Origin of the sequence: Emergencia timonensis (assembly GCF_900086585.1) — a bacterium.
GTDB lineage: Bacteria > Bacillota > Clostridia > Peptostreptococcales > Anaerovoracaceae > Senimuribacter > Senimuribacter timonensis.
On sequence record NZ_FLKM01000008.1, the window covers coordinates 60,360 to 81,765 of the forward strand.

At 46.4% G+C, this 21,406-nt stretch carries 13 protein-coding genes and 1 riboswitch; of the genes, 4 read left to right on the forward strand and 9 right to left on the reverse strand.

Annotation, left to right across the window (positions count from 1 at the left end; translation table 11 throughout):
- Positions 1-24: 24 nt before the first annotated feature.
- Positions 25-112, reverse strand: a riboswitch (cyclic di-GMP riboswitch).
- Between the two features lie 520 nt (positions 113-632).
- The 4 genes from tuf to rpsL all read right to left on the reverse strand — a co-directional run bounded on the left by tuf (position 633) and on the right by rpsL (position 5,352).
- The gene (gene tuf, locus BN6539_RS01590) at positions 633-1,826 is read right to left on the reverse strand and encodes an elongation factor Tu (protein WP_067532960.1); all 1,194 of its coding nucleotides are present in this window, start codon (positions 1,824-1,826) and stop codon (positions 633-635) included.
- Between the two features lie 17 nt (positions 1,827-1,843).
- Positions 1,844-3,913: an elongation factor G gene (gene fusA, locus BN6539_RS01595; RefSeq protein WP_067532962.1), complete on the reverse strand. Its 2,070-nt coding sequence runs from the start codon at positions 3,911-3,913 to the stop codon at positions 1,844-1,846.
- 44 nt (positions 3,914-3,957) lie between these two features.
- Positions 3,958-4,428 (reverse strand): 30S ribosomal protein S7, encoded by a 471-nt coding sequence (gene rpsG, locus BN6539_RS01600; protein WP_067532963.1) that lies wholly within the window; start codon positions 4,426-4,428, stop codon positions 3,958-3,960.
- Between the two features lie 507 nt (positions 4,429-4,935).
- Positions 4,936-5,352 (reverse strand): 30S ribosomal protein S12, encoded by a 417-nt coding sequence (gene rpsL, locus BN6539_RS01605; protein WP_067532965.1) that lies wholly within the window; start codon positions 5,350-5,352, stop codon positions 4,936-4,938.
- 244 nt (positions 5,353-5,596) lie between these two features.
- Between rpsL and BN6539_RS01610 the strand changes: the two genes are divergently transcribed.
- Positions 5,597-6,460: a hypothetical protein gene (locus tag BN6539_RS01610; protein ID WP_067532968.1), complete on the forward strand. Its 864-nt coding sequence runs from the start codon at positions 5,597-5,599 to the stop codon at positions 6,458-6,460.
- A gap of 140 nt (positions 6,461-6,600) precedes the next feature.
- Here BN6539_RS01610 and BN6539_RS01615 read toward each other — a convergent pair whose 3' ends face one another.
- The 3 genes from BN6539_RS01615 to rpoB all read right to left on the reverse strand — a co-directional run bounded on the left by BN6539_RS01615 (position 6,601) and on the right by rpoB (position 15,900).
- Positions 6,601-7,830 (reverse strand): IS256 family transposase, encoded by a 1,230-nt coding sequence (locus BN6539_RS01615; protein ID WP_242869361.1) that lies wholly within the window; start codon positions 7,828-7,830, stop codon positions 6,601-6,603.
- Between the two features lie 586 nt (positions 7,831-8,416).
- A complete protein-coding gene (rpoC, locus tag BN6539_RS01620; RefSeq protein WP_242869397.1) occupies positions 8,417-12,118 on the reverse strand; it encodes a DNA-directed RNA polymerase subunit beta' in 3,702 nt (1,233 codons plus the stop codon).
- 107 nt (positions 12,119-12,225) lie between these two features.
- Positions 12,226-15,900 (reverse strand): DNA-directed RNA polymerase subunit beta, encoded by a 3,675-nt coding sequence (gene rpoB / locus BN6539_RS01625; RefSeq protein ID WP_067532977.1) that lies wholly within the window; start codon positions 15,898-15,900, stop codon positions 12,226-12,228.
- 241 nt (positions 15,901-16,141) lie between these two features.
- On the opposite strand from rpoB, the gene BN6539_RS01630 reads away from it, so the two are divergent.
- Positions 16,142-17,002 (forward strand): LysR family transcriptional regulator, encoded by an 861-nt coding sequence (locus BN6539_RS01630; RefSeq protein WP_067532980.1) that lies wholly within the window; start codon positions 16,142-16,144, stop codon positions 17,000-17,002.
- Positions 17,003-17,053: 51 nt separating this feature from the next.
- Here BN6539_RS01630 and BN6539_RS01635 read toward each other — a convergent pair whose 3' ends face one another.
- Positions 17,054-18,424 (reverse strand): Na+/H+ antiporter NhaC family protein, encoded by a 1,371-nt coding sequence (locus tag BN6539_RS01635; RefSeq protein WP_067532984.1) that lies wholly within the window; start codon positions 18,422-18,424, stop codon positions 17,054-17,056.
- A 224-nt stretch (positions 18,425-18,648) separates the two neighbouring features.
- On the opposite strand from BN6539_RS01635, the gene BN6539_RS01640 reads away from it, so the two are divergent.
- A complete protein-coding gene (locus BN6539_RS01640; protein ID WP_067532987.1) occupies positions 18,649-19,848 on the forward strand; it encodes a pyridoxal phosphate-dependent aminotransferase in 1,200 nt (399 codons plus the stop codon).
- The gene (locus BN6539_RS01645) at positions 19,845-20,537 is read left to right on the forward strand and encodes an RraA family protein (protein ID WP_067532990.1); all 693 of its coding nucleotides are present in this window, start codon (positions 19,845-19,847) and stop codon (positions 20,535-20,537) included. Before BN6539_RS01640 ends, BN6539_RS01645 begins: the two co-directional genes overlap by 4 nt.
- Before the next feature lie 417 nt (positions 20,538-20,954).
- Here BN6539_RS01645 and rplL read toward each other — a convergent pair whose 3' ends face one another.
- On the reverse strand, positions 20,955-21,317 hold the full coding sequence (rplL, locus tag BN6539_RS01655; protein ID WP_067532996.1) for a 50S ribosomal protein L7/L12: 363 nt from the start codon (positions 21,315-21,317) through the stop codon (positions 20,955-20,957).
- Between the last annotated feature and the right edge of the window lie 89 nt (positions 21,318-21,406).

The following is a 21,406-nucleotide window of genomic DNA, read 5'->3' on the forward strand; positions in this document are numbered from 1 at the left end:
ATAAAAAGACTTTGTCTTTTCATTAAGTGCAACCGGCTGCCATCCCATCTATGATAGATTAGGCCCTTTGGCTTTGCGTCACCAGATTTCCCTGATTTTGCCAAATATTAAAATGTTGGAAGTCATAACCATTTCTACATAAATTATATGCTTCTACATTGATTCAGTCAATGGTAATTATACCCAATACTATAGAATCTAAATAGCACCGTTACGGCCTGCTCCATCACCCTGGTTCCGCCCACAACAAAACCCGCGGTTTCCCGCGGGTTTCCTATTGTTATTATATTACCAGAAATACGCAGAATAATCAATCCGTGGCTAGGCGCAAGGGCTTTGCGTCCCGGAGCGTACACGGGGTACGTGGCGGTAAAACGCACCAAATCACAGATTTGGGAGTTTCTCGCATGAGACCTGCCATCGATTTGCACCCGCAAATCGGGCTAGGGCTTCAAGGAAACGAAAAGCCCGCAGCAACAACGCCACGGGCTGATTCAGCAAGTATGGCCGTAGAGTGCCACGCGCTGAAGCGCTGCACTCCTCGCGGGGGACCTGCCTACAATCTGACTGCACATCAAAACAGGGACGCACATGCGTCCCTGTTGATGTTTGTCATATCGGGCTAGGTCTCCCTATTCGATGATCTCAGTTACTACGCCGGATCCGACTGTCCTTCCGCCTTCTCTGATGGCGAATCTCAGCCCTTCCTCGATAGCGATCGGTGTGATCAGCGCGATCTCCATCACTACGTTGTCTCCAGGCATGCACATCTCTGTGCCTTCCGGTAACTGCAGGTCTCCTGTTACGTCTGTCGTTCTGAAGTAGAACTGCGGTCTGTATCCGTTGAAGAACGGCGTATGTCTTCCGCCTTCTTCTTTCTTCAGTACGTATACCTGTCCCTTGAACTTTGTATGCGGATGGATGGTTCCTGGTTTTGCCAGTACCTGTCCTCTTTCGATCTCATCCCTCTGCACGCCTCTCAGCAGTGCTCCGATGTTATCTCCTGTCTCTGCTTCGTCTAACAGCTTTCTGAACATTTCCAGTCCTGTTACGACGACGCTTCTCTTCTCTTCTGAAAGTCCGATGATCTCTACTTCTTCTCCGACCTTCAGCACGCCTCTCTCTACTCTTCCTGTCGCTACGGTTCCTCTTCCTGTGATGGAGAATACGTCCTCTACAGGCATCAGGAACGGCTTGTCGTTTGCTCTCTCAGGTTCAGGGATGTATGCGTCGATCTCCTCGAACAGTTCCACGATCTTGTCTCCCCATTCGCCTGCAGGGTCTTCCAGTGCCTTCAGCGCGGAACCTCTGATGATCGGTGTGTCGTCTCCAGGGAATTCATACTCGGAAAGCAGCTCCCTTACTTCCATCTCTACCAGGTCCAGCAGTTCCTCGTCATCTACCATGTCGCACTTGTTCAGGAATACCACGATGTACGGTACGCCTACCTGTCTTGACAGCAGGATGTGCTCCCTTGTCTGCGGCATCGGTCCGTCCGTTGCTGCTACTACCAGGATCGCTCCGTCCATCTGGGCTGCTCCTGTGATCATGTTCTTTACATAGTCGGCATGTCCCGGGCAGTCTACGTGGGCATAGTGTCTGTTCGGTGTCTCATATTCTACGTGGGCTGTGGAGATGGTGATTCCTCTTTCCTTCTCTTCCGGTGCCTTGTCGATCTGGTCGAAGGCTACCTTCTCTCCCAGTTCATATCTCTGATACAGTGTCGTCGTGATCGCTGCTGTCAGAGTTGTCTTTCCGTGGTCTACGTGACCGATTGTTCCGATATTGATATGCGGTTTATTTCTCTCAAATTTCTGCTTTGCCATTTTTATTCCTCCTGTAATTATTTATTACCAATCTTTTCAACTAAGCTGTCTGGTAATTTTTCAAAGTGGTCGAACTGCATTACATAAACGCCACGACCCTGGGTCTTTGATCTCAGGTCAGTTGCGTAACCGAACATCTCGGACAGAGGTACCATACCTCTTACAGCTACTGCACCATTGTTCATATCTGATCCTTCAATTCTGCCTCTTCTTGAGGAGATGTCGCCGATAACGTCGCCCATATATTCTTCTGGAACATTCACTTCAACTTTGAAGATTGGTTCTAGGAGAACTGGCTTCGCTTTCTTGGCAGCTTCTCTGAATGCCATGGAAGCAGCAACTTTGAAGGCCATTTCAGAGGAGTCGACTTCGTGGTATGAACCGTCATACAGTTCTACACCAAGGTCCACAACCTGGTATCCCGCCAAAGGACCATTTTCCATCGCTTCTTTGATACCATCTTCAATCTTAGGGATATATTCTCTAGGAATAGCACCACCGACGATTGAGTTGACAAATTCAAAGCCTGAACCTGGTTCTCTCGGATAGATTTTAATCTTAACGTGACCGTACTGACCGTGACCACCAGACTGCTTTGCATACTTGTGATCCACATCAGCTGTCGTTGAGATTGTTTCTTTATAGGATACCTGCGGCTTACCAACATTGGCTTCTACCTTGAATTCACGCAGAAGTCTATCTACGATGATTTCCAGATGAAGTTCGCCCATTCCGGCGATGATGGTCTGCCCAGTGTCTTCATTTGTATAAGTCTTAAAAGTCGGATCTTCTTCTGCCAGCTTCGCAAGGGCAATACCCATCTTCTGCTGACCAGCTTTTGTCTTAGGCTCGATTGCAATTTCAATAACAGGATCTGGGAATTCCATGGATTCCAATATAATCTCGTTTTTGTCGTCGCAAAGAGTATCTCCTGTAGTCGTATCCTTCAAGCCTACTGCTGCCGCAATATCTCCAGAATAAACCTTTTCGATTTCTTCTCTTTTATTTGCATGCATCTGCAGGATTCTTCCGATTCTTTCTTTCTTGCCCTTTGTTGAGTTGTAAACATAGGAACCTGATTCCAAAGTACCGGAATATACTCTGAAGAATGCCAGCTTACCTACAAATGGGTCGGCCATGATCTTGAAGGCCAATGCCGAGAAAGGCTCACTGTCGCTGGACTTTCTGACATCTTCTTCACCTGTATCAGGGTCAACACCTTTGATAGGCGGAATGTCAATTGGTGCCGGCATGTAGTCAATGACTGCATCGAGCATCATCTGAACACCCTTGTTTCTATACGCGGAACCACAAAGCATAGGTACCATCTGGCAGGCAATCGTCTGCTTTCTGATGGTGTCCTTCATTTCCTCTATGGTTATTTCTTCACCTTCCAGGAACTTCATCATCAGTTCTTCGTCACATTCTGCAACGGATTCAACTAACTTCTCTCTCCATTCCTGTGCCATATCCATCATGTCTTCCGGAATATCTGTAACTTCATATTCCTTACCAAGCTCGTCCTTGTAAATCTCTGCTTTCATCTCTACCAGGTCGATAATTCCAACGAAATTATCTTCCGCACCGATTGGCAGTTGAACAGGTACAGCGTTCGCTTTTAGTCTGTCCTTCACCATACCGACAACTCTGAAGAAGTCAGCTCCCATGATGTCCATCTTGTTGACGAAAATCATTCTAGGAACTCCGTACTTTTCAGCCTGTCTCCAAACTGTCTCGGACTGTGGTTCTACACCGCCCTTTGCGCAAAGCACAGTTACTGCTCCATCCAGAACTCTGAGGGATCTCTCTACTTCGACTGTAAAGTCAACGTGTCCCGGAGTGTCGATGATATTGATTCTATGGCCTTTCCATTGTGCTGTAGTAGCAGCAGAGGTAATTGTAATACCACGTTCCTGTTCCTGTTCCATCCAGTCCATCGTAGCAGCACCTTCGTGGGTTTCTCCTAACTTATGAGTTCTTCCTGTATAGAAAAGGATACGTTCTGTGGTAGTGGTCTTACCGGCGTCAATATGCGCCATAATACCGATATTTCTAGTTTTCTCTAACGGAAACTCTCTACCAGCCATTCACTTTCCTCCATTTCTGCTTTTCTAAAGTTGAACAAAGTTGACTACCATCTGAAGTGAGCAAATGCCTTATTCGCTTCTGCCATCTTATGAGTATCTTCTTTCTTCTTTACGGATGCACCAGTACTATTTGCAGCATCCATCAATTCTTTTGCCAGTCTTTCAGACATCGTCTTTTCGCCTCTGAGTCTGGTGTATTTCGTTAACCATCTCAGTCCTAAAGTCTGTCTTCTCTCTGGTCTGACTTCAATAGGAACCTGGTAGTTTGCACCACCGATTCTTCTAGCTTTTACTTCTAATACAGGCATGATATTGTTCATAGCCTTTTCAAATACTTCCAATGGTTCCTCGCCAGTCGTCTCTTTGATCTGATCAAATGCTTTGTAAACGATGGACTGTGCGGTACCTTTCTTTCCGTCTAACATGATGCTGTTGATAAGCTTCGCTACAACAACACTTCCGTATACTGGATCTGGAAGTACTTCACGTTTTGGTACGTTACCTTTTCTTGGCACTTCTCTTCCCTCCTCGCTTGCTAATTTTGTAAATTACTGTGTCAGCGTTCGTTTTGGCTCGCTTTCGTACTTTAAGTACGCGGCGCGTCGCCTGCAACTTCCGCTTCCTTGTGCTTCGCAAAATTAGCGGCGCGAGTATATATCATTTCTCGCATATAACCTCCATTTTACGAATTACAATAATCCACCAAATCAGCTGCACAATTGCTTTAACTAATTTTGTAATTGCACATTTCTCTTCACCCTGTATTCGGAATACAGGATTACTCTGGATGGTCCTGCAATTAAATAGCCCTTCCAGTCTTGTTCAGGGGTACTCGACAGCCTTTCTATACAGGCCGCCGCGAGCGCTTAACATTCTGTCCCGCAAATAAAATGTGCGATTTGACAGAATTTATGCTTAAAATGTCCAAATTTTTATTTGGCTGCATTTTGTCGTACAACATAAATATATATTAAGGGCTCTTTTCATTCCCGATAATTTCTAGTCAATAATAAAGGTTGGTGTTATTTTTTCTTAGGTCTCTTAGCACCGTATTTTGAACGAGCCTGACCTCTGTCGTTAACACCAGCAGTGTCAAGTGTACCTCTAACAATGTGGTATCTTACACCTGGAAGGTCTCTTACTCTTCCGCCTCTGATCAGCACAACGCTATGTTCCTGTAAGTTGTGTCCGATGCCTGGGATATAAGCTGTTACTTCGATACCGTTAGTCAGACGTACTCTGGCAACCTTTCTAAGAGCTGAATTCGGCTTCTTAGGTGTAACTGTCTTTACTGAAGTGCACACGCCTCTCTTCTGTGGTGAGTTTGTGTCAGTTGCAACTCTTCTTAAAGAGTTCATACCCTTACCAAGAGCAGGAGCGGTTGACTTCTTAACAGCACTAGTTCTGCCTTGACGTACTAATTGGTTAATAGTAGGCATTTGTTTCTCCTTTCCTTTTAGGATTAATTTATTCTCACAGTCAAATTAACCCTAAATCATTTATTAGGGTCAAATTAACTCGAAACTAACAAATAGTTTACCACATTTCCCTGCTCAATGCAAGGATTATCAGGCGCTAGAAAGGATTTTTTCAATTTTTTTCAGGCTCCATTTGCTTTCCACTTGATTTATGCCGAAGTTTTTTGTAATATATTTACAAATTTAGAATTAAAAGGAGTTTACCATGAAAAATCTTATCGCTGCGCTTGAATTTGAAATTACCAGAGAAAAAAAGCTGATCTCAACTTGTCAAAATTTCTTAGACACCGCTCCAAAGGGTTTTCTGACGGTGAGAGAGCGACGTCACGGCAAGACTTACTACTGGACCTTTGAAGATGGAAAGGGCGCCGACCGCAAGCAGAAGCAGGTCAATATCACGGGGAATCACGATTTAATCCTTCAATTGACAAACAAAATGATCTGTCAGGAAATCCTCGATCGATGTTTCAAAAACAAAAGGCCCTTGGAAAGTTTGCTTAACAAGTATAAGCCTGTGGATCCATTTTTTGTAATGAAGAGTTGTTCTACAAAATACCAAGACGTTTTTTTACTGCGCAAAAAACAGCTGTTAGAAAAGCGACTGACTGCGCCTTATAAAAAATGCCCTTACAACCCCAAGTTCCACGTTCACGAAACGGATTACGGTGAATTGGTTCGTTCCAAGTCGGAGCAGCTTCTCGGAAATACACTGTTCGCTTATGGAATCCCCTTCCATTATGAAGAAGCCTTTGAATGTGCAAACGACGTTACACTATTCCCCGATTTTCGGATTCTGCTTCCCGATAACAGTTGGAAGATATGGGAGCACTTAGGTCTTTTGTCAAACGAGGGCTATTGCTCAGATAATGCAAAAAAGCTGAATCTTTTCCAACAAAATGGCCTCGTCATCGGCGGAAATTTAATCCTGACCATGGACGACAACAAACAGGATTTCAGCAGCGCAATTATCAATCAAATCATCAATGATCAAATTCTGCCCCTGCTCCACGGTATACGGGTTGACAAAGCCAAAATCATTGAAGGTGTTCAGCAGCCTTACATGAAATAACTTTAAGTCTATCTCATCTAACATTGCTGCACAAATTGGGGGGGCAGAAGAGACCAACAGTCAAGTCCAAATTTGTGTGTAAATTAATATCGGTATATGCAGGCGGCATTTGCCGCCTGCGAAGTTAACAACACTACAGCTTATCGGGCTGTAAGCTTCTTCATTTCATAATACTCCGTCATATCAAAGAGCTTCTGCGATGATGACCAGTCATTGTGGTCGTCAAGCAGGACGGCGCCTATCAGCCTGAGGGCAGACTCACGATTCGGGAAGATCCCGATGACCTTCTCCCTCCTGCGTATCTCCCGGTTCTCCCTCTCGATGATGTTGCTCGTCCTCAGTGAAACCCTGTATTTGCTGGGGAGGTTCATCACCGCCATCGCGTCCTCGAAGCCCTCGCTCAGCAGCTCCACTGCCTTTCCTGCCACATCCGCATAATCTGCAATGATCGAGTCCCTCTTCCCGCGTGCCATCTTTATGCTGGGTGCGGTGAACATCTCGCGCAGCTCGCTTGACAGGCCCTGCTGGTATTTCTTTGGCGTGGCGTCCATCAGGCTGCGTAGGAAATGGACCTGGCACCTCTGCCACGTGCTCCCCTCGAAGCTTTCCCCGGCAGCCTTCCGCAGCCCCTTGTGCGCATCGCAGACCACCATGTCCACCCCCGACAGGCCCCTGTCCTTCAGTCCTGTGAAGAAGTCCCTCCATGTCCCTTCCGTCTCCGCCCCGCATACGTCAAATCCCAGGACCTCCTTGCGGCCGCCCGGATTGATCCCCACTGCGATGAGCACCGCCTTGGAAACGATGCGCTGTTCCTCCCGCACCTTTATGTAGATTGCATCCGCCATGACGAACGGGCAGCTGGTGCCAAGGGGCCTGTCACGGAATTTCTTCACTGGCCCGTCAAGCTCCCGGCACATTTCCGAGACGGCTGATTTTGAGAAGGATTCGCCGCACAGCTGCTGGGTTATCTTCTGCACGTTGCGCGTCGAGACACCCTGGACCACCATCTCCATCATGGAAAGGATCAGGCCCTGCTCATTCCGCTTGTACTGGTCAAAAAGGACCGTTTTGAAGGGGAGGTCCCTGTGCCTGGGCACTTCCAGCTGGATCTTCCCGATCCTTGTCGTAAGGCTTCGTATACGGGTCCCGTTCCTGTAATCACTGCGTCCGTCGCTGCGTTCATAGCGCTCAGCGCCCAGCTGCTGCCTTGATTCGGCCAGCAGGGTCTGGTTCAGGATTTCCTCCATGATTTTTGCAAAGGCCTCTTCCTTCGAATCTTTAAAAAGCCCTACCAAAAAATCGTATTCTAGTGTAAAATTAATCTGAGCCATATCTATTACCTCCGGTTTTGTTTTTGTCGTTATTAACATTTTAACCGATTTAATAGATATGTGCTCTATTTTTTTAATTTACACCATTATACAGACTCTATCGAGACCAACACGTCAATGCGCCTTCATTTTGCATAAAATGCTGTTTACTTGCACAAAAGTCTCCTGCCGAGTCCAAATGCGCCTTCATTTTTGATTTTATTAAATTTACTTGCGCCACTCCCTTTGCAAAACGGCGTAGAACAAGTGCATGTGCCCTTTTCAATGATACTTCAGCCATATTTAACACTATTTATCACACTTTATTTTCCATTTTTAGCATTATAAGTAAATTCGCTTGCGTTAAACAAGATAAATGTGCAAGTAATCAACAATAATTTGCAAATGAAGGCAGATTGGTTTACAATAATCAAAAAATGTGCCATTAAGGATTAAATAATTGAAAATGAAGGCGCGCACGTGAGGGCGTGCAGTAACAAAGAACCATGGCAAGGCGCGCACGTCCGGGTGTGCGGCAGCAAGATGTCATGGCAAGGCGCACGTGAAAGCGTGCGGCGACTGCATTCAAAAAGAGGCGGATTGAAAAATCCGCCTCTTACTCTTTATGTGATTGCCTTGCACTCGATTAGTCTAATTCTACGATTTCAGGTTCATTTACCTCAAAGACGCTGGCTGTTTCCACTTCGTATTCGTCTTCACGCGCTTCAACAACAGCCTCCTCTGCATATTCGTCCAGCTCGTCATCCTCTTCCTGATATCTTTCGTACTCTCTCATAAACTCTTCGTTTACACCGTAATCGAGATTGATGTTCTTATATCTCTTCATTCCGGTTCCGGCAGGTATCAGCTTACCGATAATAACGTTTTCTTTCAGACCCATGAGTTTGTCGTTTTTCCCCTTAATTGCCGCATCAGTCAGGACTCTTGTAGTTTCCTGGAAGGATGCTGCTGACAGGAAGGAGTTCGTTGCCAGGGACGCCTTTGTAATACCGAGAAGCATTTGCTTACCTTTAGCGATTTCTCCGCCATCAGCAAGGGCTTCTTCGTTTGCGTCTTTGATTTCAAATTTGCTGTATAATCCGCCCGGCAGCAACGTCGTGTCGCCTGCGTCTTCAATTTTAAACTTCGAAAGCATCTGGCTAACAATTACTTCAACGTGCTTGTCGTTGATGTCTACACCCTGGTTCTTATATACACGCTGAACTTCCTTCAGCAGGTACTGGTATACACCTTCAACACCGTTAAGTCTCAGGATGTCATGCGGATTCAGCGGACCACTTGTGATGTTTCCGCCGGCATAGATGTAGTCGTCTTTCTTGACTGCAAGTCTTGCACCGTAAGGAACTACATATACCTTGTCTTCTCCTTCGTCACTTCTGACAGTAACTTCCGTCTTGTTGTCTGATCTAGGCTGAATGTCAATGACTCTGCCGTTCTCCTCACAGATTTCGGCAAGTCCCTTTGGCTTTCTGGCCTCGAACAATTCCTCTACTCTCGGAAGACCGTGGGTGATGTCGGATCCGGCTACGCCTCCGGTATGGAAGGTTCTCATGGTCAGCTGAGTACCCGGTTCACCGATGGATTGTGCAGCAGTGATACCGACTGATTCGCCGATGTTAACTTCCTCTCCCGTTGCCAGGTTTCTGCCGTAGCATTTTGCACAGATTCCCGTTTTGCTGTGGCAGGTCATAACAGATCTGATCGCAATGGACTCGATGCCGCAGTTTACCACTTCCATGGACTGCTCATCGGTGATTTCTTCACCCTGCTCTACGATGACTTCACCAGTCTGCGGATTGACGATATCCACGAGAGCCGTTCTGCCAGCAATACGCTGATTGAGCGGTTCAATGACTTCTTTGCCATCGGTAAAGGCTCTTACTTCCACACCTTCATCGGTTCCGCAGTCAAATTCTCTGACGATGACGTTATGAGAAACGTCAACCAGTCTTCTGGTCAGATAACCAGAGTCAGCTGTACGAAGGGCTGTATCGGCCAGACCTTTACGAGCACCGTTGGAGGAGATAAAGTACTCCAAGATGGAAAGTCCTTCACGGAAGTTCGCCTTGATTGGAATTTCTACGGTCTTACCAGTTGCGTTGGCCATCAGACCACGCATGCCTCCGACCTGTCTGATCTGGTTCTTACTACCTCTGGCTCCGGATGTCGCCATGATGTTCAGATTGTTCTTTGGTTCCAAGGACTCCATCAGAGCATCCGCTACATCGTCAGTCGTCTTGTTCCAGATTTCAATAACCTTATCATATCTTTCAGAATTGGACATCAGACCCATTCTGTAAGCTTTTTCGTATTTGTCTACTTCTTTCTGTGATTCAGCGACGATATCCCACTTGTTGTCAGGAATCTTCATGTCGTCGATACCGATGGTCACAGCGGCCTTTGTCGAATAATGGTAGCCCATGTCTTTGATGTAGTCCAGCATGATGACAGTCCCAGTATTTCCGTGGGTCTTGTAACACTTGTCGATAATCGCGCCCAGCTTCTTCTTGTCGCATAAGAAATCGACTTCCAGTGAGTATGGATCCATATTTCTGTCGACGAAACCGAGATCCTGCGGAATCTGCTGGTTGTAGATGAATCTGCCTACGGTAGATTCTACCAGTCTTCCTCTCTTGTCGTTTTCATCCAGATACATTCTCACCTTGACTTTGGCGTGGATGTCTACGATTTCATCCTGATATGCCATCAGCATCTCGTCAATATCTGTAAAGACCTTGCCGTCGCCCTTTTCAGGCACCCTCTCAAAACCTGCGGCTCTGAAAGCTTCAGCTGACTTTTTGTCGTTAAACTCGTCTCTCTCGTAGAATACTTTCTCTCTGCCGTCAACGACTTCCACTTTTTTGCATGTTCCAGGATACGTCAGATAGTATGCCCCCAGAATCATGTCCTGCGTCGGTGTCGTAATCGGAGAGCCATCCTTCGGCGCCAAAATGTTGTTTACGGACAGCATCAGAAATCTGGCTTCTGCCTGTGCCTCTACAGAAAGCGGTACGTGAACGGCCATCTGGTCTCCGTCAAAGTCGGCGTTGAACGCTGTACATACCAATGGATGCAGCTTGATCGCTTTGCCCTCTACCAATACTGGTTCAAAGGCCTGGATACCCAGCCTATGCAAGGTCGGTGCACGGTTCAGCATGACAGGATGCTCTTTGATAACGCCCTCTAATACGTCCCATACTTCCGGTCTTACCTTCTCGACCATTCTCTTGGCATTTTTGATGTTGTGGGCATAACCCTGTTCCACCAGCTCTTTCATGATGAAAGGTTTAAACAGTTCAAGCGCCATCTTTTTAGGAAGACCGCACTGGAAGAACTTCAGCTCTGGTCCTACTACGATTACAGAACGGCCAGAGTAGTCAACACGCTTACCCAGCAAGTTCTGTCTGAATCTTCCCTGTTTACCCTTCAGCATATCAGACAATGACTTCAGAGGTCTGGAGCCAGGACCTGTAACCGGTCTGCCTCTTCTTCCATTGTCAATCAAAGAGTCTACCGCTTCCTGCAGCATTCTCTTCTCATTTCTGACGATAATGTCAGGAGCGCCCAGTTCGAGAAGTCTGTTCAATCTGTTGTTTCTGTTGATCACTCTTCTATACAAGTCGTTGAGGTCAGAAGTCGCAAATCTGCCGCCGTCCAACTGAACCATCGGTCTCAGATCTGGCGGTATGACTGGGATGACCTCAAGAATCATCCACTCCGGTTTGTTCTCAGACAGTCTCAGCGCTTCGACGACTTCTAGTCTTCTGACGATTCTGATCTTCTTCTGGCCAGTAGCTGTCTTCAATTTCTCTCGCAGATCCTTTGAAAGTGCTTCTAAGTCAATCTGTGACAACAGTTCTCTCACAGCCTCTGCCCCCATAGCAGCCTTAAAGTCACTTCCATACTTGTCTTTCGCTTCTCTATATTGCTGCTCTGTGAGGATCTCTTTATATCCGAGATCAGTCTCGCCTTGGTCCGTTACGATGTATGCAGCAAAGTAAAGGACTTTCTCCAGGTTTCTCGGCGTGATATCGAGAATGAGTCCCATTCTGGAAGGGATTCCTTTGAAGTACCAGATATGAGAAACTGGGGCGGCCAGCTTGATATGCCCCATTCTCTCTCTTCTTACTTTTGCTTTTGTCACCTCTACGCCGCATCGGTCACAGACGATGCCTTTATATCTGATTCGTTTGTATTTTCCGCAATGACATTCCCAGTCCTTCATAGGTCCAAAAATCTTTTCGCAGAACAGACCATCTTTTTCTGGCTTCAAAGTCCTATAGTTGATTGTCTCCGGTTTTGTAACTTCACCGTGGGACCATTCCATAATCTTATCTGTTGAGGCCAATTTGATCTGTAAAGATTCGAAGTTATTAAGTTCGAAATTGTTCGCATTTTTATTTACATTCTCAGTCAAAGATTTTCTCCCCTTTCTTATAACTGTTCATCATCTGCAAAGTTACTGCTCGTCATGTCATCGTCGGGGGTTTCTTCGGTAAAGCCCTCTGCAAATAATTTTTCTTCGCTTTCCTCAAGCTCTGTATCAACGGTCATGATTCCGTCAATGCCGGAAACATCCTCATATTCGGATACTTCTTTAATCTGGATTTCCTCATTGTCCTCAGTCAGGACTCTGACGTCCAAAGCAAGGGACTGCATTTCTTTGATCAGTACCTTGAAGGATTCTGGAATTCCAGGTTCAGGAATATTTTCACCCTTTACAATTGCTTCGTAAGTCTGTACTCTTCCCACGATATCGTCTGACTTTACTGTGAGAATTTCCTGCAGAGTGTATGCCGCGCCATAAGCCTCCAGGGCCCAAACTTCCATCTCTCCGAAACGCTGCCCGCCAAACTGGGCTTTACCGCCGAGAGGCTGCTGCGTTACCAGAGAATAAGGTCCGGTACTTCTGGCATGAATCTTATCATCAACCAAATGGTGAAGTTTCAGCATATACATGTAGCCTACAGTTACCGGGCTGTCGAACCATTCTCCGGTTCTGCCGTCTCTCAAATTCAGCTTTCCAGTTTCTGAGTATCCTACATCTACTAAAAGTTCACGGATGTCTTTTTCCGTCGCGCCGTCGAATACCGGCGTCGCAATATACCAGCCTTTCTTCTTGGCTGCCAGACCCAGGTGTACTTCCAATACCTGCCCTACGTTCATTCGGGAAGGTACGCCCAGCGGATTCAGCATGACCTGCAGAGATTCGCCATTTTCCATAAACGGCATATCCTCTTCCGGCAGAATCCTGGAGATAACACCCTTGTTACCGTGTCTTCCGGCCATCTTATCACCGACATTGATTTTTCTCTTTGTCGCAATATAACATCTTACTAATTTGTTGACGCCTGGAGGAAGCTCATCGCCGTTTTCTCTGGAGAAAATTCTCACATCGACTACGATTCCAGTTTCTCCATGAGGAACTCTCAGGGAAGTGTCTCTCACCTCTCTGGCTTTTTCACCAAAGATTGCACGGAGCAGTCTTTCCTCAGCGCTGAGGTCGTTCTCGCCCTTAGGTGTAACCTTACCTACCAGAATGTCTGTGGATTCAACCTCTGCACCAACTCTGATAATACCTTCTTCGTCCAGATCCTTCAGCGCATCGTCACCCACGTTCGGGATGTCTCTGGTGATTTCTTCTGGTCCCAGCTTGGTATCTCTCGCTTCTGCTTCATATTCTACGATGTGAAGAGAAGTCAGAACGTCGTTCATCAAAAGTTTCTCGTTGAGGATGATCGCGTCCTCGTAGTTGTAACCTTCCCAAGTCATGAATCCAATCAAAAGGTTCTTTCCGAGGGCGATTTCACCCAGTTCTGTAGAAGGTCCGTCAGCGATGACTTCTCCTTCTTCTACGTGCTCGCCGTGACCAACAATTGGTCTCTGGTTGATACAGGTACCCTGGTTGGATCTCTTGAACTTGAGCAATTTATATTCGTCTAATTCATTATTATCGTCTCTTCTGACTGCAATTCTTTCCGCATCGACAAATTCAATGGTTCCGGCATGACTAGCCAATATTACGACACCGGAGTCTCTTGCAGCCTTAAATTCCATACCTGTTCCCACGTATGGCGCCTCCGTTACCAGCAGAGGTACAGCCTGACGCTGCATGTTAGAACCCATCAGCGCACGGTTAGCGTCGTCGTTTTCCAGGAATGGAATCATGGCTGTCGCCACGGACACTACCTGCTTTGGCGATACGTCCATCATATCTACCACTTCTCTTGGGAACATGGCGATTTCTCCGCCCACACCCCTGGCAGCAACCTTTGCGTTGATAAAATGTCCTTCTTCATCCAGCGGCTCGTTGGCCTGCGCGATAATGAGAAGTTCTTCTTCATCAGCTGTAATATATCTGATTTCCTTTGTTACAAGGCCTGTTTCTTTTTCTACGACTCGGTACGGCGTTTCGATGAAGCCATACTCGTCTACGATACCATAGGTAGTCAATGATCCGATCAGACCGATGTTCGGACCTTCCGGCGTCTCGATCGGGCACATACGTCCATAGTGGGACTGGTGTACGTCTCTGACTTCGAAACCGGCTCTCTCTCTGGAGAGACCTCCCGGTCCCAGGGCGGACAGTCTCCTCTTGTGTGTTAACTCAGCAAGAGGATTATTCTGGTCCATGAACTGGGACAGCTGGGAACTTCCGAAGAATTCCTTGATGGCCGCCGTTACAGGTCTGATGTTCATCAGCGCCTGCGGTGTCGTCACTTCGATGTCCTGTATGGTCATTCTCTCTTTGACAACTCTCTCCATTCTTGCAAGACCAATTCTGAACTGGTTCTGTAACAATTCTCCAACGGTTCTAAGTCTTCTATTTCCTAAATGGTCAATGTCGTCGGTATTTCCGACTCCATAATTCAGATTCAGAATATAGCTGACTGACGCAATAATATCTTCCATAAGAATATGCTTTGGCGACAAATCGTGTTTTCTCGCTACCAGCATCTCTTTAATTTCATCTTCATCTTGACACTGCTCCAAAATTTCCATCAGGACAGGGTAGAATACCTTGTCTGCGACTTTCAAATTGGTCGTGTCAAATTCCACATACTGATTCAGGGCGACAAATTTATTTCCGATTACCTTCGTAACCCGACTCTCGTCGTCTTTTCCATATGCCATTACAAATTCCACGCCTGCATCTTCAATTTGCCTTGCTAATTCACGGCTGATCTTCTGGTCTGCCTCCACCAAAATCTCGCCAGTATTAGGATCGATAACATCCTCTGCTGCAACTGCTTCTGCCAATCTATTGGAAAGACCCAATTTCTTATTGTATTTATATCTGCCCACCTTTGCAAGGTCGTATCTCTTTGGATCAAAAAACAACGAATTAAGCAGGGACTTAGCGCTTTCCACTGTCGGTGGTTCGCCTGGTCTCAGCTTTTTGTAGATTTCTTTTAGACCGCTTTCGTAGTCGTTTGTCGCATCCTTTTCCAAAGTTTTCAGCAGTCTGCTGTCCTCTCCGAAAATGTCGAGGATTTCCTGATCAGATCCAATCCCTAAAGCCCTGAGAAGGGTAGTCAAAGGCTGCTTTCTGGTTCTGTCGACCCTGACAGAAATGATTTCGTTAGAGTCCGTTTCATATTCCAGCCAAGCGCCTCTGTTCGGGATAATCTGTGTTGAATATAATTTGTTGTTCGATTTATCAGTTTCAACGCTGTAGTAAGGTCCAGGTGAACGAACCAGCTGAGTTACGATAACTCTCTCCGCTCCGTTGTAAATGAAAGTTCCCTTCTCTGTCATCAGAGGGAAATCTCCCATGAATACTTCCTGTTCCTTTACTTCGCCTGTTTCTTTATTAACGAGTCTTACTCTGACTTTTAGTGGAGCTGCGTATGTTACATCTCTTTCCTTACACTCCTCCTGCTCGTACTTCGGAGGATCATTAAGGGAGTAATCTATAAATTCTAATATCAGATTATCCGCATAATCTCTAATAGGGGAGATGTCTTCGAAAACTTCTCGGAGACCCTCTTTTATGAACCAATCATATGAGCTGGTCTGAATCTCAATCAAGTTTGGCATCACGCCGACTTCATTGATCTTTGAGAAGGTCATACGTTCTTTTCTACCTACTTTGATAGGTTTTGGCATATTTATCACTCCTTATATCTTAACAGTTTACATTTGCGTGGCAGTCTATTATGATACCATATGCTTGTCAAACAGTCAAGCTTTTTTAAAAAAATACTAGCAAATTTTTTCCATTCCCTTTATTCGAGTATTGTAATATTAAGCATTTCTTATACTTCTCTTGGGAAAAAAGAAATTCTTTTGCGGTCATGCCGCTTATATGGTACTATGAATTTATATCGATACGAATGGGAGAATCGAAATGGAGTATAAGCAAATTGAGGCATTTATCGCCATCGCAGAATTAAAGAATATTACCAAAGCCGCAGATACACTATTCGTATCTCAGTCCGCATTGAGTTACCGGCTCAAGACGTTAGAAGAGGAGGTGGGCGTAACTCTGGTCACGCGCAACAAAGGAATCGCCAGCATCCGCCTTACCGCAAAGGGTGAAGAATTTCTTTCCATCGCCAGAGAATGGCAGGCGGTGTACCGCAAAGCGCTTGCCTTCAGCACCCTGTCGGAAGTCACTACGATCAGAATCGCTGCCCCGGCCAGTGTCCACGAACAGTATTTCAAACTCTATACACAGATTACAGAAGAGAGCAGCAAAGCACGGTTATCGGTCAGCACTTACAACTCCGATGCCATTCCATCAGTCATCGAAAACAGAGACGCCGATATCGGATTTGGTTTCATCTACAGAAACAGTCCTAAGCTTTTGGTGCGTGAGATTCACTCCACTCCCATGGCGCTGGTGGAACGATCAAAATCTGCCCGCCCCGCGGACGTTGTTGACCCCCGAACATTGGACTCTGCAAAAGCAGTCTTGGTAAAAGGCATCGCCTTGGACAACCCTGACAGTGCCGCCTTTTACAAATCTTGGTTCGGAGGCAATATGCCATTCCATATGTATGTGGATTCCCCCTCGCTCCTAGTCAAAACGCTGCCAGAGCAAGGCTGGTGTATTCTTCCCGAAAATCATGCAAGGCGCTTACGAGAAGAACCCGATTTTCACTTCTATGAACTGGCCGATACCAATTTTACTCTTCCTCTCTATTTGTTTCTTCACAAAGAGGCTGAGGAGACCTTAAAAATCCTGGTAAAAAAATACTTCGGCTGACACGACAAAATCCTCCCTGCAGCAGGGGAGGATTTTTTATGATTGAGATATTTACGCTTCGCCGTCTTTCACGTATCGTCTTCCCACACCGGTGAGGATGCTGAGTACAAACAACACCAGAAGCAGAATTCCGTGGAAACTGTACGGCACAATGTCAAAGTACCCGAAATCAGCCGGAATTGCAGCAATTTCTGCAGTGAACCCCAGGCACAGCATGACCGGAGTTCCATAAGGAAGGATGGAGCAAATCCCGCAGGCCGTTCCGTCCAAAATGTTGGCTCCACGGGTTCGCTCGATCCCAAAGTCCTTGGTCACTTTGCGCACCATCGGTCCAAAGAACAGCACTGCCGGCGAACTTCCACCTGCTGCCGCAGTCCCCACAGCCGTACCCAGCATACAGACCAGTTCTGCAGAACGAGCTGATTTGCAATTCTTCGTCAGCCCTTGCACCAATGCGTCAAAGGCGCCGCTGCAATTGAGGATTTCCAGGAGGATAAATAGCAAGATGCAGTACATGACCAGATTGATCATACCGGAAAGTCCCGCCACGATCGGACCTTCGTTTGAAAGCATCGCGTCCAAATTGATGGTTCCCAGGACCAGATTCAACACGATGCCCATCGCATCGCAGACCAGCAGTGTCGCAACCAGATCAAAACCTTTTTTGATCATGATAATCATAATCACTGGCAGAACCAGAAGAAGAAGAGACTTTAAATCGGCTTCTATGGCAACGCCTTCCATGCTGCGGCTTGCAGTCGTTACATTGCCCAGCACAGCAAAGAGAACAGCTGAAATTCCGCCTGCTATGAGAGAATACGGCAGCCTCGTTCTGACCACATCTCCCACCTGCGCTTCCTGTGTCAAGGCCGAACCGATGGTGGTATCTGAGATCGGGGCCAGATTGTCCCCGAAAATCGCCCCACTGATAATAGCGCCGCATACAAGCCCTGGACTGCATCCCATACCGACTGCCAGAGGCAGCATTACTGGTGCCATGGCAGTGATGCTGCCTGAGGACGTTCCACAGGAAGTGGATATAATGGCACAGATAACGAAACTGATTAAGGGAAGAAATCCAGCATCAAAATTTACTGAGCCGGCAGTATGTACCAGGGCTTCAATCAGTCCGCTCTGTCTCAGCAGCTGTCCTAAAACACCTGCTGACAGAAATGCGATGATGATAATTGCCAGCATGCTGTTGGTCAATCCGGAAATCGCGACTTTTCCAAAATTCTTTTTGTCCTTTGTTAGAAAAAATCCTGCGATGACGGCCAAGAAAGTAATCAGCGAAAACCGCAGGATTCCACCGCCGCCGATCTTCGTTCCCACGATCAGTCCGATAACCATCAGAATAATAGGAATCCATGGCCCCATCTTACCGAGGTAAAAACCTCCTGTGTATTTGTTTTTTAAGTCCATTTTTGTCTCCTTTGTCATTAAGTGTTTGATCCGTTTCTTTTATATGGCTCATTATATGCGAACATGGCCGCGCTTGTAAAAGTCAGATTTTCGCTATTAAATATAAAAACGTTTTCTAATTCAAATAGAAAGGGAATTCATATTTAATAGACAAAGGTTCCATTGGACAGTCACAGGCTTTCTCATATAAACTGTAGTCATACAAAGGAATAAGGAGGAGAACCATGAATTATAAATTCAATGAAACATTGCTAACTATCCCTCCTTCAGCATCTCTGGCCGTCAGTGAAAAGGCTAAGAGATTAAAAGCTGAGGGAATTGACGTCATTACTCTGGCTACAGGAGAACCAGACTTCGATACGCCCGATGCTGCCCGTATTGCCGGAATCGCCGGAATCGCAGAAGGCCATACCCACTACAATGCAGCCCTCGGCCTTCCGGCTCTGCGCCAGCGCATTGCCAGAAAACTGTGCGAAGAAAACGGCATTGACGCATCCGAAGAAAATATCATCCTGACTCCCGGAGGAAAATATGCTGTATATGAAGCGATCCGCACTTTCATTACGCCCGGTAAAGAGGAAGAGGTTATGATTCTCAACCCGGCGTGGGTCTCCTACGGACCAATCGTCATGGCAGCCGGCGGAATTCCTGTAAATGTGGAGCTTTCTTTTGAGACTCATTACAAGATTACGAGAGAAGCCTTGGATAGCGCGGTTTCCAAGCAAACACGAGCGGTCATCGTCAACTACCCTAACAATCCGACCGGCTGCATCCTATCCCAAGAGGAAGCAGAGATCCTGGCTGATTTTGCCCTGACCCATGACCTGATCTTGATTTCTGATGAAATCTACGAGCGCATCACCTATGACAAAAAACAAAGTGTCAGTCTGGCCTCTCTTCCGCAGATTGCCGACAGAGTGATCACCCTCAACGGCTTTTCAAAAGCTGCAGCGATGACCGGCTGGCGTTTAGGTTACGCCTGTGCGCCAAAAGAAGTCATCGGTAAAATGTCTATCCTCAGCCAGCATACGATCAGCTGTCTCAGCCAGTTTTCCATGGAAGCGGCTCTTGCAGCATTAGACTGTCAAGAGGATATTGCAAGAATGGTTGCAAGCTACGATGCTCGCCGCGGCTTTTTTGTCAAGGGACTCAATGACATTCCCGGAGTCACATGTCTTGTCCCTCAGGGCGCATTCTACGCCTGGGCGAAAGTCGATCTTGCCGAAAAAGACAGTTTTGAAATTGCAGACTATCTCCTCGATGAAGCCCGTGTAGCCGTAGTTCCAGGCGATTCCTACGGGAAGGGCGGCAGCCGCTGCATCCGCATGTCTTTTGCCACTGCCGAGGCAGATCTGCGTGAAGCGCTCGAGAGAATGCGGGCTGCAATTTGTAAAATCAATGGTTCTTCGGAGGTAAGAAAATGAGCAATGTAAACTGTATTGTATATAAGGATTTTAAACGCCCGGACAAGCAGCTGATAGAAAGGTTCCGGGGCATCCCAGCTGCCAATCTGGATGATTGTATGGGGAGACAAGCGGCAGCAGACGCTGCTATCAAACCCATCGGAAAAAGCGGCCTTATCGGACCAGCACTTACGGTAAAAGTGACGGAGGGCGATAATCTGATGTTCCACTATGCGATGGATCTTGCAAAAGAGGGTGACATCATCGTTATAGACGCAGGCGGCGACACCAGCCGTTCCATCTTTGGAGAAATCATGGTACACTATCTGCTGAAAAAGAACATCGGCGGTATTATCGTGGATGGAGCGCTACGAGATAAGGAAGACATTGCAGCCACAGGGCTTCCTGTCTACGCAAAGGGCGTAACGCCCGACGGCCCGTGGAAGAACGGTCCTGGCACAGTCAATACGCCGGTAGTCTGTGGGGGAAGAATTGTCAACCCTGGCGACATCGTCGTTGCGGACGGTGACGGTGTTGTCTTTATCAATCCTGACGAGGCAGAGGAACTGCTACAGAAAGTCAGCCTCCTCATGGAAAATGAGAAAAAATCTATGGATGCTATCGATAAAACAGGTCAATTAAAACGTCCTTGGGTCATGGAGAAGCTCACCGCCTTAAACTGTGAATTCCATGAATTCTACGAAAAATAAAGTTTAACTGACAGACACATCTTTTGAATGAACCCATTCTCAAGATGTGTTTTTATTTCCTTATGAGGTACCTGTGATTGATCTGATCATCCCAAGGTTTACTCGTCTTCAAAGAAAGGGCACCATATACACAGGCAGCATCAAGATATCCTGATTCTTTGTCAGATCTTTGGTATACAAAATCTACTTTTCTAAAATTATTGGTCCCAGGGAACTCACTCACAGTCTGCGGCATGCCGCCAACCAGCATATACAATTTTAGACTTCTCAGAAGTTTCCGATCAAGCTTCTCCCCCAACGGTCTCTTGCTCTCATGAAGATCCACTCTATATTGCGGCTGAAGCTATAAAAACACCCTGTGCATCAAATGCACAGGGTGTTTGGCTTGATTGTTTAATCCGATGTCACTTAAGGGAACTATTTCAGTTCAACCTTAGCTCCAACTTCTTCCAGCTGCGCTTTGATAGCATCAGCTTCGCCTTTTTCAACGCCTTCTTTGATTGGGGAAGGAGCTCCGTCTACAACGGCTTTTGCTTCCTTCAGACCCAGGCCAGTGATTTCTCTAACTGCTTTGATAACCTTGATCTTTTCTGCACCAACTTCAGCAAGAACTACAGTGAATTCAGTCTGTTCCTCTTCTGCTGCACCTGCTGCTGCACCTGCAACTGCTACTGGAGCTGCTGCTGATACTCCGAATTCTTCTTCACATGCTTTTACTAATTCGTTTAATTCTAAAACTGACATAGCTTTTATAGCTTCAATGATCTGCTCTTTATTCATTTTCTTTTCTCCTTTTTCTAAATTATATCTTGGATTTTAATTTCGTGTTTTCACGCCGGTCTATGCGGCGCAGAAATTTTCGGTCGTCA

What these genes read in the sequence shown, in the direction of transcription:
- BN6539_RS01610 (WP_067532968.1), top strand. Translation starts at nt 5,597, where the DNA reads ATGAAAAATCTTATCGCTGCGCTTGAATTTGAAATTACCAGAGAAAAA.
- BN6539_RS01640 (WP_067532987.1), top strand. Translation starts at nt 18,649, where the DNA reads ATGAATTATAAATTCAATGAAACATTGCTAACTATCCCTCCTTCAGCA.
- rpoB (WP_067532977.1), bottom strand. Translation starts at nt 15,900, where the DNA reads ATGCCAAAACCTATCAAAGTAGGTAGAAAAGAACGTATGACCTTCTCA.
- BN6539_RS01635 (WP_067532984.1), bottom strand. Translation starts at nt 18,424, where the DNA reads ATGGACTTAAAAAACAAATACACAGGAGGTTTTTACCTCGGTAAGATG.
- rpsL (WP_067532965.1), bottom strand. Translation starts at nt 5,352, where the DNA reads ATGCCTACTATTAACCAATTAGTACGTCAAGGCAGAACTAGTGCTGTT.
- tuf (WP_067532960.1), bottom strand. Translation starts at nt 1,826, where the DNA reads ATGGCAAAGCAGAAATTTGAGAGAAATAAACCGCATATCAATATCGGA.
- fusA (WP_067532962.1), bottom strand. Translation starts at nt 3,913, where the DNA reads ATGGCTGGTAGAGAGTTTCCGTTAGAGAAAACTAGAAATATCGGTATT.
- BN6539_RS01615 (WP_242869361.1), bottom strand. Translation starts at nt 7,830, where the DNA reads ATGTTAATAACGACAAAAACAAAACCGGAGGTAATAGATATGGCTCAG.
- rpoC (WP_242869397.1), bottom strand. Translation starts at nt 12,118, where the DNA reads ATGGAATGGTCCCACGGTGAAGTTACAAAACCGGAGACAATCAACTAT.
- rplL (WP_067532996.1), bottom strand. Translation starts at nt 21,317, where the DNA reads ATGAATAAAGAGCAGATCATTGAAGCTATAAAAGCTATGTCAGTTTTA.
- BN6539_RS01645 (WP_067532990.1), top strand. Translation starts at nt 19,845, where the DNA reads ATGAGCAATGTAAACTGTATTGTATATAAGGATTTTAAACGCCCGGAC.
- BN6539_RS01630 (WP_067532980.1), top strand. Translation starts at nt 16,142, where the DNA reads ATGGAGTATAAGCAAATTGAGGCATTTATCGCCATCGCAGAATTAAAG.